The organism is Acinetobacter sp. 10FS3-1 (assembly GCF_013343215.1).
Lineage (GTDB): Bacteria > Pseudomonadota > Gammaproteobacteria > Pseudomonadales > Moraxellaceae > Acinetobacter > Acinetobacter lwoffii_C.
This window is the reverse complement of record NZ_CP039143.1, coordinates 2,583,395-2,598,026: the sequence shown is the minus strand read 5'-3', so window position 1 is coordinate 2,598,026 and position 14,632 is coordinate 2,583,395. Positions and strand designations below refer to the sequence as shown.

The following is a 14,632-nucleotide window of genomic DNA, read 5'->3' as shown; positions in this document are numbered from 1 at the left end:
AATATGAGTGCACTTAATGATTATTATGCTGCTTTAGAGCGATTAAAAGCCAATAAGGCAACCGTCTTGCCTAAAGGGTCTGCCATTAATAACGATACGGTTGCCATGGAAGCAGGGCGTAAGCGTGGTTCAATTAAGAAGGGCCGTCATGCTGCATTAATTGAGGCAATTGAGCTAGCTGCACAGCAAGCAGGGCAAAATGTACTTTCACCTACGCAACGGATTGAGCAAGCGAAAACTAAGACCAAAGCGGTGAAAAGTGATTATGAGCAGCTGAAAGAAGATTATGAAATACTGCTGGAAAAGTGCAATTCTTTATTGTTGGAAAATTTTGAGTTAAAACAAAAAACGCATCACTGAGGATGCGTTTTTAAGGATATTCAAGATAATTAAGGTGTAACTGTTAAAGTTGCTTTATGAGTACATGACTTACCAACAAACTTTGCATCAGCATCAGATTCACAAGTCCAGGTACCATCTGTGCTACGCACCCATTCAACATGCTTGTCTTTAATACCTGGATTGCCAGAGTTAAATTTAAGAATGATGGCACCAGCACCAGCACCAGTACCTTGTTTTAAAGTAATAGTTCCGTATGTTGGGTTAACAATACCTAAGTCAGCAGGTTTTTGTGCAGGAACATAAGGTGTAGGATTTTCACCAGTTGTTGCAGCAGCTTCATCTGATGTACCATCTGGAAATGCACCATATTCCATTACAAATGATTCGACCCCAGTTTTATTTGAACCAACAGATTGTACCGCAGAAGCAATATTTGAGCGGCCGACATAATTTTGATACTGAGGAATCGCAATCGCAGCAAGAATACCGATAATAGCGACAACAATCATTAACTCGATCAGCGTAAAGCCTTTTTGAGCGTTCATAACATTCTCCACAAATGTTTTGTTAATTTAATTATAAGCTTTGTAAGCTAATTTATAGTTTGCACAAAGTGTGCCAATGCATATTACTCAATTATTTCTTATGAAATCAATAGATTGTTTAATAGATTAAAAATCTTAAAAACTTAAAAGTAAATTTATGTAATTAAGTGACAAAAAATGTCAGTTTTGTCGGTTTTGAGATATGTAAATATAAAAATTGCTTGTACTGGGAAAACTTAAATTATTAGCAGCTAAGCGAGCAGAAAACTATATTGGTTTGGTAGTGGTTGCTTGTGTGGGGATGAAAGTAATTTGAAATTGAAAGTGCTGTTGTATACGGAATATTTCATATATGGGGGAGTAATAGAATGAAACGGCTTAAAGACTTCAAAATACCCGAACGAATACCTCGTCCAGCTGTAAAAGTTTTTTCCATGCAATTTGGTTATGACGAAGCAACTAGACGTATTGTTCTGCATCATGCAAGACGTGTGATTCTTCAGCATAAAAAAGAAATACAGAAGTTGGCTTATAAATGAGTCTGGATTTTCTACTCTATTTTTAGCTTGTCAAAATTTTAAAATAAATCATGACCAGTCTGCTTTTATCAAAATTTATCCTACCACACTGAGTAAAAGCCATTTTCGAATATGGACAAAACTCAAAAATTTGTCCATTAAAAGGCATGTCCATATGGACAAAATGAAGAATGAAGTAAAACAATATAATTCAATGGTTTGATGCATGTCCATATCAGGTGACTTATGGAATGTATTGAATTAATGATTGTGGTTGCGATTATCGGTATTTTGGCTGCGATTGCGATTCCTGCATATCAAAACTACACTGCCAAATCACAGGTTGCTGCAGGCTTGGCGGAAATTTCACCTGCTAAGACCAATGCTGAATCGAAATTAGCAGAAGGTATTTCCGATACAATCACTAGTGCACCGGCTCTTGGTGTTCAGGCGAATACAGGTCGTTGTAGTGATATAGAGGTAAGTGTTGCAAAATCAGGTTTGTCTACACTTACATGTACATTAATTGGAACTTCATCAATTCAAGGTAAAAAAATTCAGTGGTCACGTGCTGCAGATGATGCTACTACTGGAGCAATTGGTGCATGGACTTGTAAAACTGATGTAGCAGCAGATTTTCGTCCAAAAACTTGTACAACAGATCTTTAATTAATGAAAAAGAGAGTATTTTTCAATACTCTCTTTTTATAAAAATGAAAAATATTTTTTTAGTTCTTATAATTTTATTTTATTGTTTGTCAATTTTAAATCCTGCTTTTTATCCTCCTTGGACAAGTTTTATATCAGAATATCTATCATTTTTAGCATTATTATGCTCACTTCCTATTTTTTTTAAACAAAATATAATAATACCTAAAGTCTCTATTTTTATTTTGTTGATAAGTTGTATTCCCATTATTCAATACTTTTTAGGTCAAGTTTATTATATGGATACAGCTTTTGTATCTTTTGGGTATATTTTTGCATTTTGGTTGGCAGTACTAGTTGGTTTTAATGGAACTAAAAATTATAAAAACAGTTTAACTTACTTTTATGGTGTAATTTTACTTTGTGGTTTACTTTCAAGTTTACTAGCAATAGCACAATGGTTGCCTATAACAGTTGATTCTGATTTTTTAATGAATACTAAAGGACGTCCATTTGCCAATATGGCACAACCTAATCATTTATCAACATTTCTAATTTTATCGGTTATTTCATGTGTTTACTTTTTTGAAAATAAAATTATAAATAATAAAATATTACTTTGTTTTAGTATAATTTTATTACTTTCTATTGCTCTAACTCAATCACGTACAGCATGGATTGTGTTCTTAATTTTGTCTCTATATTGGTTACTATCTTATAAAAAAGATATTTTGAGATTAAGTAATAAAGTTGTTATTCTTCATTTTACTTTATTTATAATTTTTTCTATTTCACTTCCTTTAATAAAAAATTTACTAGTTAAGAATCCAACAATCTCAATTTTAGATCGTGCATCTTCTGGCCATGAGAGAATCCAGATATGGTATCAAGCGGTAGAAGCAATTAGGCTTAAGCCTTTCGGTGGTTATGGTTGGAATCAAAGCTCATTTGCTCAATTTGATACTATACGAGATGGTTTTATAAAGTATAAATTGACTAGCTTTCATAATATAGTTCTAGATGTTTTGGTATGGTGTGGGATACCTTTAGGTATACTTATAATAGTATTTTTTTCTTATTTATTAATAAATTTTTTAATTAAGTCTAGTAGCTCGGCTCAAATTTGTGCTATTAGTTTTATTTTAGTTATATTGATACATGCTTTATTTGAATATCCTTTATTTTACTCATATTTTTTATTACCTATAGGGTTTGTATTTGGCTTTATTTTGTATAGCTTTAAAAGTGATGTAATTAAAATACATAGTTTTTTATTTGCTTTCATCTTTGTTCTTGGGGTATTTCTTAGTTTTCATATAATTAGGGAATATAGTAGAATTCCAGACAATATGGTTGCCGCTGAAACACATGAGATGAATGAAAGAAGAGATTTTGTAAAGCTACCATATAAGAAAAATATATTCATAGTTTTTGTTAAACGTGCTGAATGGATTGCTCTATACCCTTGTACCCAGCTTGATGAACAAGAAATTGATGAGCTGAGTTATATGGTTAAAACCTATATGATTCATTATGATTTATTAAAGTTTTCTAAGCTTCTGGCGTATAATAGTTATATAGAACAATCTAAACAATATCTAAATAAAATAAATTATATGTATAATAAAAAATATACTATAAGAGATCTCCAGTGTTCAAGTGAATCATAGTATAAAATTATTTATAGTTTTTTATATCCGCAAAGCAGATTACCCCAAATCTGCTTTTTTGTTTATCATGTGCCCAACTTCTACCGCCTGACATTTCCATGAAATTCACGCTCGCCCTCATCGCAGCAATCCTGATCTCCTTAGCATGGCTCGTACCCATTCACTACCGTCCTTGGGTCACCTATACCGGTGAGCTGTATGCCTTTTTTGCACTGTTCGCTATTGCAGCAGTTTGTCTAAAAGAAAAATTAAGAATTCCGGTCGTTAGCCTGCCTTTACTGCTGCTTGCTGGCGTATCTTTTATTCAGCTACTCACAGGACAGGTATTTTTCTTTAGTATCGCCATGATGGGCTTTATTTTTGTCTTTAGCTTTTGGCTGGCAAGTGTGTTGGGTTATCACCTTTCAACCGGGAACTATGGCCAAGAAAACACCTTCACCAATCTGAGTTATGTGTTTCTGGCTTCGGGCACTGTCACAGGTATTATTGCCATTTGCCAATGGACCAATCTGGATGCAACTTTACCGGGGATGGTCAATATTAGTGGTACACAGCGGCCCTATGCTAATTTTGCCCAGCCAAACAATATGGCGACGTTTCTAGTCATGGCATTAATGAGCTGCCTTTATCTGTATGAAAAGAAAAAAATCCAGACCAATTGGCTATTTGCATGTGCGGTAATTATTGTCATGGGTGTGGCGTTAAGCCAGTCACGTACTGCATGGGTGGCTGCGATTGCGATTATACTGTATCTGGCGTTCTACCAGTATAAAGATATTATCCGCCTAAAATGGTATTACAGTATTGCTTGGTTCATCTTCTTTGTTGCCTATATTATCGCTTTTCCATTACTCAGTCAGTTAGCAACTCAAGTCATGGATGCCCAGGTGGTGCAAAGCCGTGATGTTGTCTCCCGTGCTACGGGGGATATGTCACGCCTCGCGATCTGGCAGCAAATGCTGGCAGCCATTCAGGCGCAGCCATGGTTTGGCTATGGCTGGTATCAGAGCAGTGTGGCTTTTGTCTCGATTAGTGATACCGTACAAGGTCCAGTCTGGATTCGCAGTGCACATAATTTTATTTTGGACTTTTTGCTCTGGAATGGACTGGTTATTGGCCTGCCATTTTTAGCCTATTTCGGTTATTTGGGTTATCAGCTACAACGTTGGGTCAGCACACCAGAGTCTGTCATCGGAATCTTGATGATCGGGGCTTTTGTCACCCATGCCATGTTTGAGTTTCCACAGCACTATGCCTATTTCCTGTTACCGGTGGGTTTTATTCTGGGTACGGTTCTGGCCCAACATCCAAAAATTAAAGTAATAGTTATGCCATCAATCGGCCTGAAATTCATTTTCGTTTTCGGATTAATTTTACTGATTATAATTTATCGGGATTACGATACCGTGGTTCCAAAATTGGGTCAAAGTATCCGCTATGAAAAACAGCCTGAGAACATCACCAATCAGCAACCTGTTTATCTGCTGAGTGAGTTTAATCACCGTATTGCCTGGATTCGACTCAATCCTTATACGAAAGTGTCTGCTGAACAGATTATGCAAGGCGAGCAGATGGTACTGAGCTATCCGACTAAATACAATCTACTGAAATATACCAAACTTCTGGCGTTTAATGGGAAAGAAAAAGAGGCACGGCAGCAGCTGAATCGTTTAAAAGTCATTCAAAAAACCGAAGTCAGTTATGAGGAGCTGATTCAGGAGATGCCGAAATAAAGCCAATAAAAAGCCAGCAGTTGTTTAATGCTGCTTCATAGTTGAAGTAATGGGGCTTTAAGTGACGAGGGTGTGGCAGGGATGCCACACATTACCCATCACGACAGGACGTCGTGTATGGGTAATAAAAGACTTTTGCCTACTTTGGGTCTTTCCAAAGTAGGGTGTTGCCTGTACAAATCCATTTAAACTTTTAAAGGAAAGATGAGGCTGTGTAATATTTAACTATATATGAATAAAGATCATCTATTTAAAAAACTCTCGAATTGTTTTTGATACTTCATGCCATTCAAACGAGAGCCTAATTAAAATTGTGGGACAGCAGTGGCATCTGCTGGCTTTTTTATTAACTTACTTTAAGCTTAGAGCTGGCTCTGAATATAGTTTTCAATACCAATACTTTCAATCAGGTCTAACTGAGTCGTGGTCCAGTCCAGATATTCCTCTTCTTTGTCCAGAATATCCTTCAGTAAGTCACGGCTTACATAGTCCATGTGCGTTTCAGCCAGCGCAACGGTCTGCTGAATAGTTTCAATATTTTCTTTGACCTTGCGTACATCACACTGCAAGACTTCTTGAGTATGCTGGCCAATATACAACTTGCCCAGATGCTGTAAATTCGGTAAGCCTTCTAAAAATAAAATACGCTCAATAATCTTGTCGGCATGTTTCATCTGACGAATTGATTCTTTATATTCTGCCGAACCGAGTTGCTCAATCCCCCAATCATTAAACATGCGTGAATGCAGAAAATACTGGTTAATGGCAGTGAGGTGGTGATACAACACCTGATTGAGCTGATTAATCACATCACGATTGCCTTTCATCGCATAACTCCATTTAAAACCTGATTGGTTTTCTAAGTAAAAAGTTGTTTTATAGGATATTAAAACATGTTCCAGCAAGATGGTGAGTAATTTATAGAACAGCAAATGAAAATCGCAATCAAGTACAGCTGCAGCGAATGACTCACAATAAAAACCCGCCAGAGTCAGAGGCGGGGGAGGAAATGATGTTAAATCATTTATTTTACTTTTTATTCTTATCTTTATCGGGTTTAGGCAGCCACCGCCAAACGAGCTGCAAGTTGGGAAACTTCATCACTGATGATCATGCGTGCTTCTGGAGCACAGCGTCCACAACAAGTACCTAAATCCAGCATATCGCGCACGTCACGATAACTTTCTGCACCATTTGCAATAGCATCTTTAATGTCTTGATCTGTAATGCCACGGCATAGACAAACATACATAGGATACAACCACAGTGAATAAATAAGATAAGTAATATTATTGATAATTGTTATCGTTTGTCAATAAAAATCATTTGAAAAAATATTTATTATGATTGGTGATTTAAATAAAAATAATATAATTAAGCGGAAATCTGAATGCAATTAGATTTCCGCTCAAGCCTAAGACCTTATAAAGAATAATGACCTTAAGAGGTGGGTTTTTTAATAAATTATTGATTAATAACCACTATTCCATCCATCTCAACCAAAGCATCTTTGGGTAAGCTGGCTACACCTAAAGCGGCGCGTGCAGGGTAGGGCTGGGCAAAATATTCGCCCATGATCTGGTTAACCAGCTGGAAATGAGACAGATCAGTTAAGAAAATATTCAGCTTGACAATATCCGCCAGCGAGCCACCCGCAGCTTCACACACTGCTTTTAAGTTATCAAATACGCGGCGAATTTGTGCTTCAATACCTTCAACCAGTTCCATACTGTATGGGTCCAGACCGATTTGGCCGGATAGATAAAGCGTATCTCCAGCAAGAATGGCTTGTGAATAGGTGCCAATCGCAGCAGGGGCATTTTCAGTATGGATCACTTGGCGGGACATCAATTTCTCCTTTTATCATCGAGATACATCATAGTAGATCAATTCAACTGGCAAAAGCATTATCGTTTTAAGTGATTAACTTGCTTTGGACGTTTCGGCAATCTTGAGGGGATGTTCCAGACGGCTGATGCGAGGGAAACCAAAATGCATGCGCAGTTCACGAATAATCTGGGCAATGTGCTTGCGGTTATGCACTACGACATTGACATAGGTTTTGTCTTCGTAAGTGCGTACCATTTCGACCCCAGATTTGGCTTTACGGCACTGGTAAATCAGGTCAGAAATCTGCTCGTCATTCATCGCCAGATCAATCTTTAAATAGGCGGTAAAGTTGACATCCTCCAGATCATCCGAGGTCCATTGCAAGAGCATAATATTTTCAGGATGCTGGTTTTGCTCATGCAGTAGGTTATGGCAGCGTAAACGATGCACAATCAGGCCACGACGGGTAAGATGCCCCTGAATCGGATCACCCAGAACCGGATTGCAGCAATGGGCATATTTGACATCCACACCTTCAGTTCCCTTGATCAGACGAGTCGAGCTGTTGGCTTCCTGTTGCTGGTCTTGAGAGAACAGGTGATTGGCGACCAGTTGCGGTAATAAGTCCCCGACCGCAATCTGTTCAAAAAACTGCTCTTTACTGACCACATGGCGCCATTGCAGCAGATTGTGCCAGTCTGCCTCGGTCAAATCACCGACAGAGCGCTGGAATAATTTTAATGCACGACTTAAAGCCTGCTGACCGACCAGACGCTGTTCGTCTATATCCTGATCACGCAGAATATTCTGAATGGCACGACGGGCTTTTTGGGTGTTAATAAAGCTGAGCCAGTCGGGGTTTGGGGTTGCCAGCACATCGGTAATAATTTCGACCACCTGACCGCTAGAGAGTGGTGTGGAAAGCGGTTTAGTATCTCCATTAATTTTGGCACCAATGGCATGGTTGCCCAAGAAAAGACTGGCAGCATAGGCAAAATCAACCGCGGTCGCGCCTTGGGGTAATTCATGCAGATGCCCATGCGGAGTATAGACCCAGATTTTTTCCTGATGCAGATAATCCAGTAATTCACTAAAGGTGGTTTTGGCACATTCCCCATCAATTAGACCATTCAGGTTTTGCATGGAAGCCTGAATGGCAGAGCGACAGGCTTGTGGTGCATTTTCACCCAGAACTACGCCAAAGCGTGCAGCCTTGCGCATCAACTCGGTTTGAATGGTAAGCGACAAGGTGGTCTTTTCACCTTTCAGGCGCATTAGCAGTGACTGGTTACCGCCAGGTAGTGGACGGCGGATATGATCTTCATAATGCAGGACCTGGAAGTTTTCTCGTAGAATGTCTGCAAGGCGGTCACAGTCGGCAATGCTTTGTAAAATAATTTCAAAGGCATGGCTATGGGTCAGTTCTTGTAAGTCAATATCGTTTTTGACGAAGTGACGCAGTAGCTCGATATTGTTGTTTTTCTTTTTAATACGACCATGAATGTGATGCTGTTGTAGCAGTTCGGCCAGATTGACCTCCCAGATGCTCTGATATTCACAGCGTTTCGGTTTGGTCTGTAATAATGCATCCTGAACATTATTAAACATATCCAAATCAAGATTCTGATAGCACAGGTGTTCCAGATTGTCGGCCATTTCGTTCATGCCGACAATACGCGCCATCGGCACAAAAATATCAAAGGTTTCCTGTGCAATCCGCATGCGTTTATCTGGCCGCAATGACTCTAAAGTGGTCATGTTGTGATAACGGTCAGCGAGTTTAATAATAATGACACGTGGATCTTGTAAAGTGGCTTGCAGAATTTTTCTAAAAGAAGCAGCTTTATTATATTCTTTATCACTGGAATGACTCAGTTTGGTGACGCCATCTACCAACTCTGCAACGGTACGGCCAAATTTCTCGCTAATATCATCTTTGTTAAAGTCAGTATCTTCAATCACATCATGCAGCAGGGCGGCCATCAGGGTTTCAGTATCCAGCCGCATATGAGCCAAAATACAGCTTACCGCAATCGGGTGCAGAATATAGGGTTCACCACTTTTACGGGTAATGCCTTCATGGGCCAGATCTGCATAATCACAAGCCGCAAGCACACGCTCGACTTCGCTTTCATTTAAATACGCGTCGATAATGATATGTAATTGTTGCTTGGCTTGACTGACCTGTGGCCCTGGCATAAAACACCTTTTAAACTGGATTTTCTTACAAACAAAAAACTGAAAGCTCTAATGAAATCGAAATCATAAAGCTTGTCAATTTTTTTCATGCTTAAAAGCAGAAAACCGGGACAAACTCGGGAGCTAACTGTTAAGTTATAACCGTTCTAGCATAAATATAAAAGCCAGAAAACAAAAAAAGCCTAGTTTTAAACTAGGCTTTTTTCAGGAGGAGGGCTTATTGGAAAGAAAAGCCATCCAGATTAAGGTTGTTTGCAGAAAGTGCCAGATCCAGGCTCGAAGTTTGATAATCCTGATCACGCTGTTTTAAAATATCTTTGGACACATGCCCTGCAGCAATTTCACGCAAAGCCACTACAGTCGGTTTGTCGTTGTCCCATTCCACAGTCGGTTCAATGCCTTGACGTGCCAATTGACGCGCGCGTTTGCTTGCCACTAGTACAAGCTCAAAGCGGTTGTCTACATGGTCTAAACAATCTTCAACGGTTACGCGTGCCATAAGAATTCTCGTTTGAATAGTAAATTTTAACAGACTGCACAGTATAAAAGGCTTTGCCTAGAGACTCAAGTTTTAATCACTCGGCGCTCGGTGTAATTAAAGCCTGGATCAGTTTTTCATGACGGTGCGCCTGCTGAGATACCACCAGACGATTGGCAATAATCACGGATTCAAGGTCGTGCAGCGCCTTGTTAAAGTCGTCATTGATAATCACATAGTCAAAATTGGCATATTGCTGCATGTCTTCAACTGCACAGCTGAGACGGTGTTCAATTACTTCGACAGAGTCGGTGCCGCGGTTGGAGAGGCGTTGACGCAAGTCAAACTGGCTTGGCGGCAGGATGAAAATCTGTTTGGATTCAGGAAATAAGCGACGTACCTGCTGTGCGCCTTGCCAGTCAATTTCCAGTAAAACATCATGGCCCTTGGCCAGCTGTTCCTGGACTGTGGCCTGAGCCGTACCATAGTAATTACCGAATACTTCTGCGTATTCAATAAAACCGCCTTGATTGACCAGATTTAAAAAATCTTCTTTGGTCGAGAAATGATAATGTACGCCATCTAGTTCGCCAGGTCGTTGACCGCGTGTCGTATGAGAGACAGAAACATGAAGATTGTTGACACGCTCAAGTAAGGCTTTAACAAGGGATGTTTTGCCCGTTCCAGACGCTGCGGAAACGACAAACAAGAGACCCGACATGATATTTTTCCTGATATGATAAAATATCTTCTCTATTTTAGAGTAGACCGGCTTTAAACTAAATAGTTGTGAGTCGAATGTTTACATTTATTTCAATTGAACCGCTAAAAATGGTGTGAGTATTGAGGATTCTATGGAAATTGTCTTAGCCAACCCGCGTGGTTTCTGTGCTGGTGTTGATCGTGCAATTGCGATTGTGAACCGGGCCCTAGAATGCTTTAATCCACCCATTTATGTGCGTCATGAAGTGGTCCATAATAAATTTGTGGTGGATGACCTGCGTCAGCGTGGCGCGATTTTTGTCGATGAACTCGATGAAGTACCAGATGACAATATTGTGATTTTTAGTGCACATGGAGTATCTAAGGCGGTACAGCAAGAAGCGGAGCGTCGTGGCCTGAAAGTTTTTGATGCGACGTGTCCGCTAGTGACCAAAGTACATATTGAAGTGACCAAATATGCCCGTGAAGGGATTGAAGCCATTTTAATTGGTCATGAAGGCCACCCGGAAGTCGAAGGCACCATGGGTCAATACGACAAGAAAAAGGGTGGTGAAATTTATCTGGTTGAAGATGAAGAGGATGTCGCCGCTTTAACTGTACGTAATCCTGATAAAGTCGCTTTTGTCACACAAACCACTTTGTCCATTGATGATACTGCTAAAGTCATTGATGCGCTTCGCCAGAAATTTCCGAATATTCAGGGACCGCGTAAGGATGATATCTGTTATGCCACGCAAAACCGTCAGGATGCGGTGCGCGATCTGGCATCTGCTTGTGATGTGGTTCTGGTGGTCGGTTCGCCAAACTCGTCTAACTCAAACCGCTTACGTGAACTGGCTGAACGTATGGGGAAAGCAGCTTATTTGGTGGATAATGCGGATGAGCTGCAACAAGGCTGGTTTACTGAGAATACTAAAATTGGAGTTACCGCTGGAGCGTCTGCGCCAGAAATTCTAATTAAACAAGTCATTCAGCGTTTACAGGACTGGGGGGCACTGGCACCTCAAGAGCTGGATGGACGTGAAGAAAATATCACTTTTAGTTTGCCCAAAGAGTTGCGCATTCCTGTAACTCAGGCTTAAAAGGTGTTGTAGTTAACAGTTTAATTTTACTCAAAAATTAACGGATGATTGCCAAATGACAGTTATCCGTTTTTTTATGCCTTTTATCTTGTAATGTGTGGTTTCTGTAAACAATTAGAATAAGATTTTTAATAGGGTAAAGTTTTGTTGCTGGGGGGCGCATGCAGAAAAATAAGGGATTTACGCTGATTGAGTTGATGGTGACGATTGCGATCTTAGTAATTGTGACGATGATGGCGGCGCCATCATTTGGCAATATGATAAAAAACCAAAAATTTAAGTCAAATGCAAATGCCTTGATCGATAAGATCAAGCAAGCACGTACTTATGCAGTATTGAATCATCAAGGGGTTACTTTAAAGCTAAACGTTGCTGGGACAGATAATCCACCTATTTTTAACTGGATTAGTGAAGGCTCAGCGCGGCTAAAAAATGCGTCTGACACGGAAGTCGAATTTGATAAACAAGGTTTTTTGCGTTCTACCTTTGATGTAATTGAAGTTTGTAAGAATACGGGTAGCAGTGAATCAATAAAAATTACGTTAACAGCATTGGGACAAATACATAAGGTTGAAAAGGGAGCTTGTACATGATTTCAAAAGATCATCAAAAAGGTGTTGGTCTGATTGAGGTATTGGTTGCCTTAGTTGTGCTGGCAATAGGTGTACTTGGATATGTAATGCTACAAATGAGGGCATTAGAGGCGACAGCAGAAAGTGCTCAGCGTGTACAGGCAATGAATATTGCCCGTGATCTGGCTGAACGTATCCGTGTTAATAGGGATGGATGGACATTTGGCACAACCCCTACATCCTATCTTACAGAAATGTCAAATGCTTCTAAACAAATAAATAATGAAGATTCCAAGGATTGTAGTATTGAATTTTGTAGTGGTGCTGAGCTAGCAGACTATGACGTAGATGAAATTGTTACTTTTGCTCAAAATTTAGGTATGAGTATGAATTTGATGCAATGTCCAAAACAATCCACTTCAAGTACAACTAATGGGCGTTATTGTGTATATGTTGCTTGGGGAAATACATCTGCAACAAATGATGCAGGAACAACAGATTGTACAAATGGAGCTTCATACAATATTAAATCGACCTGTGTGATTATGGAGCTTTACCAATGAAACAAACTGGTTTTACGCTCATTGAACTCATGATTGCGATGGCATTAGGTTTAATTATTGCTGCTAGCGCAACTTTATTGTTTTTATCTGGGCAGAAAAATCTCGTTTTGCAGAATAGTGCGAACAGGTTGCAGGATGACCAAAGTTTTGGTCTGTCCTATCTGACATCTCATATTCGCATGGCTAATTTGAATAATAATTTGGCAACAGTAAAGCCTAATGTTGCTAAGTCAGGCATTATTTTTAATAAAAATAACCTACCAAGTGGGGTCACTGGTCATGCAGACTTTAATGATAAGTACAGCTCCTTAACTACGCAAGATGAAAGTAACTTTGTAAGTACTGGTGCAGTGAAAAATGACCAGTTGGTCATTCAATATCGTCCTGCTGAAGTTGGTGGATTTGATTGTGCTGGTGGGAAAATTGATTCACGAGATGAGTTTATTGTGGAACGATATTTTGTAAGAGCAGACAATAGCCCTGCTAATCATGAAACTACAGCCCAGGAAAAAAAAGTTTTAGCTTGTGCTGCAGGAAGATATAGCATCCCTGAAGAGGGTGCTACAGAAACTTTAGATTCAACACTTTATAACAATGGTGAAATTATTTTAAAAAGAGTTGAGTTATTTAAGGTGAGATTTTTAGTACAGGATGGAAGTGCAAAAAAATATATGACTTTGGAGGATTATGCAGATCTTACTTCAGATCAACCTCGTATTTTATCGGTACAATTGGCTGTGATTTCCAGAGCTTCTGATGCTACTACAGAGAGCACAGTGCCTGTTGCGCCAACATTTAAATTATGGAGTGATTTTGAAGTAACGTTAAATTCAGGTCAGCCTAGACGTTATTTAAGGACTCCGATAGTGCAGACCGTGGCATTACGCAATGCTTTGGGGGATCGATAATGTATAAAACACAACATGGTGCTACTCTCATTGTCGTTCTCCTGCTGTTGGTGGCTATTACAGTAATAGGTGCTTTAGCAATTCGTTCTAGTACTACACAGCTTAGAGTAGCTACAGCAAGTCAGGCGCAGCAGCTCATGTTGCAAAACTCAGACGCAGCTTTATTTCAATTAGAAAATCCAAGTGAATTAAGTAGGCAAATGGCATTGAATGGCATGTTTGGCTTCATTAAGGCGGAAGACGACTCTGGTAAAGAATTGGTTTTTTGTTATAAGGCCGGTGACACTAATTTTTTTGATTTTACTAAAGCGAGTTTAATTAACTGGGATGGTAATACAGTAACCAATACCGGTTTGAGTCAACTCGGTTTTTGTAAGATTGATTCGGGATACTTCAGTACTCATCGAAAAACTGTGATGACGCAAGTTGCAATTAAAGCAGCGGATATGTCAGAAGCGGCTGCTTTCCAACATATACAAACTGGAACAGATGTTGAAACAGCAAAAGCTGATCCAGCACAGTTATATACGGTTGTGGCGACTACAATTTTCCCCAATCTTTCTGAAAATACTAATTTAACTAGCAATCAGTTATCGTCAGCTATAAAAAACTGTTTTAGTAATCATTTTAATGCAATTCCTGAAACCAGAGCAGAGTCACTCCAAGGTGAAATTACGGAAGATTCAACTGAAGATGAAAAAGAAGCAATTCGTTTGGCAAAATTAACAGTTTCACAGTGTTTAATTGATTTAGGGGTGCCTACTCACACGCAGGTAGCACGTTATTCACTCATGCAAAATATTGTTAAATAATTGGGGACA

The 14,632-nt window shown here is 39.4% G+C and carries 17 protein-coding genes; 10 read left to right on the top strand and 7 right to left on the bottom strand.

What is annotated here, in order from left to right; all coding sequences use genetic code 11:
• Positions 1-3: 3 nt before the first annotated feature.
• Positions 4-360: a hypothetical protein gene (locus E5Y90_RS12325; RefSeq protein ID WP_174660329.1), complete on the top strand. Its 357-nt coding sequence runs from the start codon at positions 4-6 to the stop codon at positions 358-360.
• A 29-nt stretch (positions 361-389) separates the two neighbouring features.
• Here the strand turns inward: E5Y90_RS12325 and E5Y90_RS12320 are convergent, their stop codons facing one another.
• A complete protein-coding gene (locus E5Y90_RS12320; RefSeq protein ID WP_174660328.1) occupies positions 390-887 on the bottom strand; it encodes a pilin in 498 nt (165 codons plus the stop codon).
• 368 nt (positions 888-1,255) lie between these two features.
• On the opposite strand from E5Y90_RS12320, the gene E5Y90_RS12315 reads away from it, so the two are divergent.
• From E5Y90_RS12315 to E5Y90_RS12300, 4 genes are all read left to right on the top strand, one after another.
• Entirely contained in the window at positions 1,256-1,426 is a 171-nt protein-coding gene (locus E5Y90_RS12315) for a hypothetical protein (protein ID WP_174660327.1), read from the top strand.
• Positions 1,427-1,651: 225 nt separating this feature from the next.
• On the top strand, positions 1,652-2,074 hold the full coding sequence (locus E5Y90_RS12310) for a pilin (RefSeq protein ID WP_228723960.1): 423 nt from the start codon (positions 1,652-1,654) through the stop codon (positions 2,072-2,074).
• A gap of 278 nt (positions 2,075-2,352) precedes the next feature.
• On the top strand, positions 2,353-3,723 hold the full coding sequence (locus tag E5Y90_RS12305) for a PglL family O-oligosaccharyltransferase (RefSeq protein ID WP_174660326.1): 1,371 nt from the start codon (positions 2,353-2,355) through the stop codon (positions 3,721-3,723).
• A 98-nt stretch (positions 3,724-3,821) separates the two neighbouring features.
• Entirely contained in the window at positions 3,822-5,456 is a 1,635-nt protein-coding gene (locus E5Y90_RS12300; RefSeq protein WP_174660325.1) for a PglL family O-oligosaccharyltransferase, read from the top strand.
• Between the two features lie 362 nt (positions 5,457-5,818).
• Here the strand turns inward: E5Y90_RS12300 and bfr are convergent, their stop codons facing one another.
• The 6 genes from bfr to gmk form a co-directional block, all read right to left on the bottom strand.
• On the bottom strand, positions 5,819-6,283 hold the full coding sequence (bfr, locus tag E5Y90_RS12295) for a heteropolymeric bacterioferritin subunit Bfr (RefSeq protein ID WP_174660324.1): 465 nt from the start codon (positions 6,281-6,283) through the stop codon (positions 5,819-5,821).
• Positions 6,284-6,513: 230 nt separating this feature from the next.
• Positions 6,514-6,708 carry a bacterioferritin-associated ferredoxin gene (locus tag E5Y90_RS12290; RefSeq protein WP_174660323.1) on the bottom strand — a complete coding sequence of 65 codons (195 nt, stop codon included), beginning with the start codon at positions 6,706-6,708 and terminating at the stop codon, positions 6,514-6,516.
• A 212-nt stretch (positions 6,709-6,920) separates the two neighbouring features.
• Complete coding sequence (locus E5Y90_RS12285) at positions 6,921-7,304, bottom strand: RidA family protein (RefSeq protein ID WP_151204622.1); 384 nt, start codon at positions 7,302-7,304, stop codon at positions 6,921-6,923.
• A 75-nt stretch (positions 7,305-7,379) separates the two neighbouring features.
• Complete coding sequence (locus tag E5Y90_RS12280; RefSeq protein WP_151204620.1) at positions 7,380-9,485, bottom strand: RelA/SpoT family protein; 2,106 nt, start codon at positions 9,483-9,485, stop codon at positions 7,380-7,382.
• Positions 9,486-9,702: 217 nt separating this feature from the next.
• Positions 9,703-9,984, bottom strand: coding sequence for a DNA-directed RNA polymerase subunit omega (gene rpoZ, locus E5Y90_RS12275; RefSeq protein ID WP_004650579.1), 282 nt, complete (start codon positions 9,982-9,984; stop codon positions 9,703-9,705).
• A 76-nt stretch (positions 9,985-10,060) separates the two neighbouring features.
• Positions 10,061-10,684 (bottom strand): guanylate kinase, encoded by a 624-nt coding sequence (gene gmk, locus E5Y90_RS12270; protein WP_151206688.1) that lies wholly within the window; start codon positions 10,682-10,684, stop codon positions 10,061-10,063.
• 133 nt (positions 10,685-10,817) lie between these two features.
• On the opposite strand from gmk, the gene ispH reads away from it, so the two are divergent.
• The 5 genes from ispH to E5Y90_RS12245 all read left to right on the top strand — a co-directional run bounded on the left by ispH (position 10,818) and on the right by E5Y90_RS12245 (position 14,623).
• Positions 10,818-11,768, top strand: coding sequence for a 4-hydroxy-3-methylbut-2-enyl diphosphate reductase (ispH, locus tag E5Y90_RS12265; protein WP_174660322.1), 951 nt, complete (start codon positions 10,818-10,820; stop codon positions 11,766-11,768).
• A 161-nt stretch (positions 11,769-11,929) separates the two neighbouring features.
• Positions 11,930-12,361: a pilus assembly FimT family protein gene (locus E5Y90_RS12260; RefSeq protein ID WP_174660321.1), complete on the top strand. Its 432-nt coding sequence runs from the start codon at positions 11,930-11,932 to the stop codon at positions 12,359-12,361.
• Entirely contained in the window at positions 12,358-12,903 is a 546-nt protein-coding gene (gene pilV / locus E5Y90_RS12255; RefSeq protein ID WP_174660320.1) for a type IV pilus modification protein PilV, read from the top strand. Before E5Y90_RS12260 ends, pilV begins: the two co-directional genes overlap by 4 nt.
• The gene (locus E5Y90_RS12250; RefSeq protein WP_174660604.1) at positions 12,900-13,811 is read left to right on the top strand and encodes a PilW family protein; all 912 of its coding nucleotides are present in this window, start codon (positions 12,900-12,902) and stop codon (positions 13,809-13,811) included. Before pilV ends, E5Y90_RS12250 begins: the two co-directional genes overlap by 4 nt.
• Positions 13,811-14,623, top strand: coding sequence for a PilX N-terminal domain-containing pilus assembly protein (locus E5Y90_RS12245; RefSeq protein WP_174660319.1), 813 nt, complete (start codon positions 13,811-13,813; stop codon positions 14,621-14,623). Before E5Y90_RS12250 ends, E5Y90_RS12245 begins: the two co-directional genes overlap by 1 nt.
• Positions 14,624-14,632 lie beyond the last annotated feature (9 nt).

Excerpts from the sequence above, each read along its gene's own strand:
- gmk (WP_151206688.1), bottom strand. The coding sequence starts at position 10,684 with ATGTCGGGTCTCTTGTTTGTCGTTTCCGCAGCGTCTGGAACGGGCAAA.
- E5Y90_RS12310 (WP_228723960.1), top strand. The coding sequence starts at position 1,652 with ATGGAATGTATTGAATTAATGATTGTGGTTGCGATTATCGGTATTTTG.
- E5Y90_RS12300 (WP_174660325.1), top strand. The coding sequence starts at position 3,822 with ATGAAATTCACGCTCGCCCTCATCGCAGCAATCCTGATCTCCTTAGCA.
- E5Y90_RS12320 (WP_174660328.1), bottom strand. The coding sequence starts at position 887 with ATGAACGCTCAAAAAGGCTTTACGCTGATCGAGTTAATGATTGTTGTC.
- E5Y90_RS12280 (WP_151204620.1), bottom strand. The coding sequence starts at position 9,485 with ATGCCAGGGCCACAGGTCAGTCAAGCCAAGCAACAATTACATATCATT.
- E5Y90_RS12290 (WP_174660323.1), bottom strand. The coding sequence starts at position 6,708 with ATGTATGTTTGTCTATGCCGTGGCATTACAGATCAAGACATTAAAGAT.
- E5Y90_RS12245 (WP_174660319.1), top strand. The coding sequence starts at position 13,811 with ATGTATAAAACACAACATGGTGCTACTCTCATTGTCGTTCTCCTGCTG.
- E5Y90_RS12305 (WP_174660326.1), top strand. The coding sequence starts at position 2,353 with ATGGATACAGCTTTTGTATCTTTTGGGTATATTTTTGCATTTTGGTTG.
- E5Y90_RS12325 (WP_174660329.1), top strand. The coding sequence starts at position 4 with ATGAGTGCACTTAATGATTATTATGCTGCTTTAGAGCGATTAAAAGCC.
- pilV (WP_174660320.1), top strand. The coding sequence starts at position 12,358 with ATGATTTCAAAAGATCATCAAAAAGGTGTTGGTCTGATTGAGGTATTG.
- bfr (WP_174660324.1), bottom strand. The coding sequence starts at position 6,283 with ATGAAAGGCAATCGTGATGTGATTAATCAGCTCAATCAGGTGTTGTAT.
- E5Y90_RS12260 (WP_174660321.1), top strand. The coding sequence starts at position 11,930 with ATGCAGAAAAATAAGGGATTTACGCTGATTGAGTTGATGGTGACGATT.
- ispH (WP_174660322.1), top strand. The coding sequence starts at position 10,818 with ATGGAAATTGTCTTAGCCAACCCGCGTGGTTTCTGTGCTGGTGTTGAT.
- E5Y90_RS12315 (WP_174660327.1), top strand. The coding sequence starts at position 1,256 with ATGAAACGGCTTAAAGACTTCAAAATACCCGAACGAATACCTCGTCCA.
- rpoZ (WP_004650579.1), bottom strand. The coding sequence starts at position 9,984 with ATGGCACGCGTAACCGTTGAAGATTGTTTAGACCATGTAGACAACCGC.
- E5Y90_RS12285 (WP_151204622.1), bottom strand. The coding sequence starts at position 7,304 with ATGTCCCGCCAAGTGATCCATACTGAAAATGCCCCTGCTGCGATTGGC.
- E5Y90_RS12250 (WP_174660604.1), top strand. The coding sequence starts at position 12,900 with ATGAAACAAACTGGTTTTACGCTCATTGAACTCATGATTGCGATGGCA.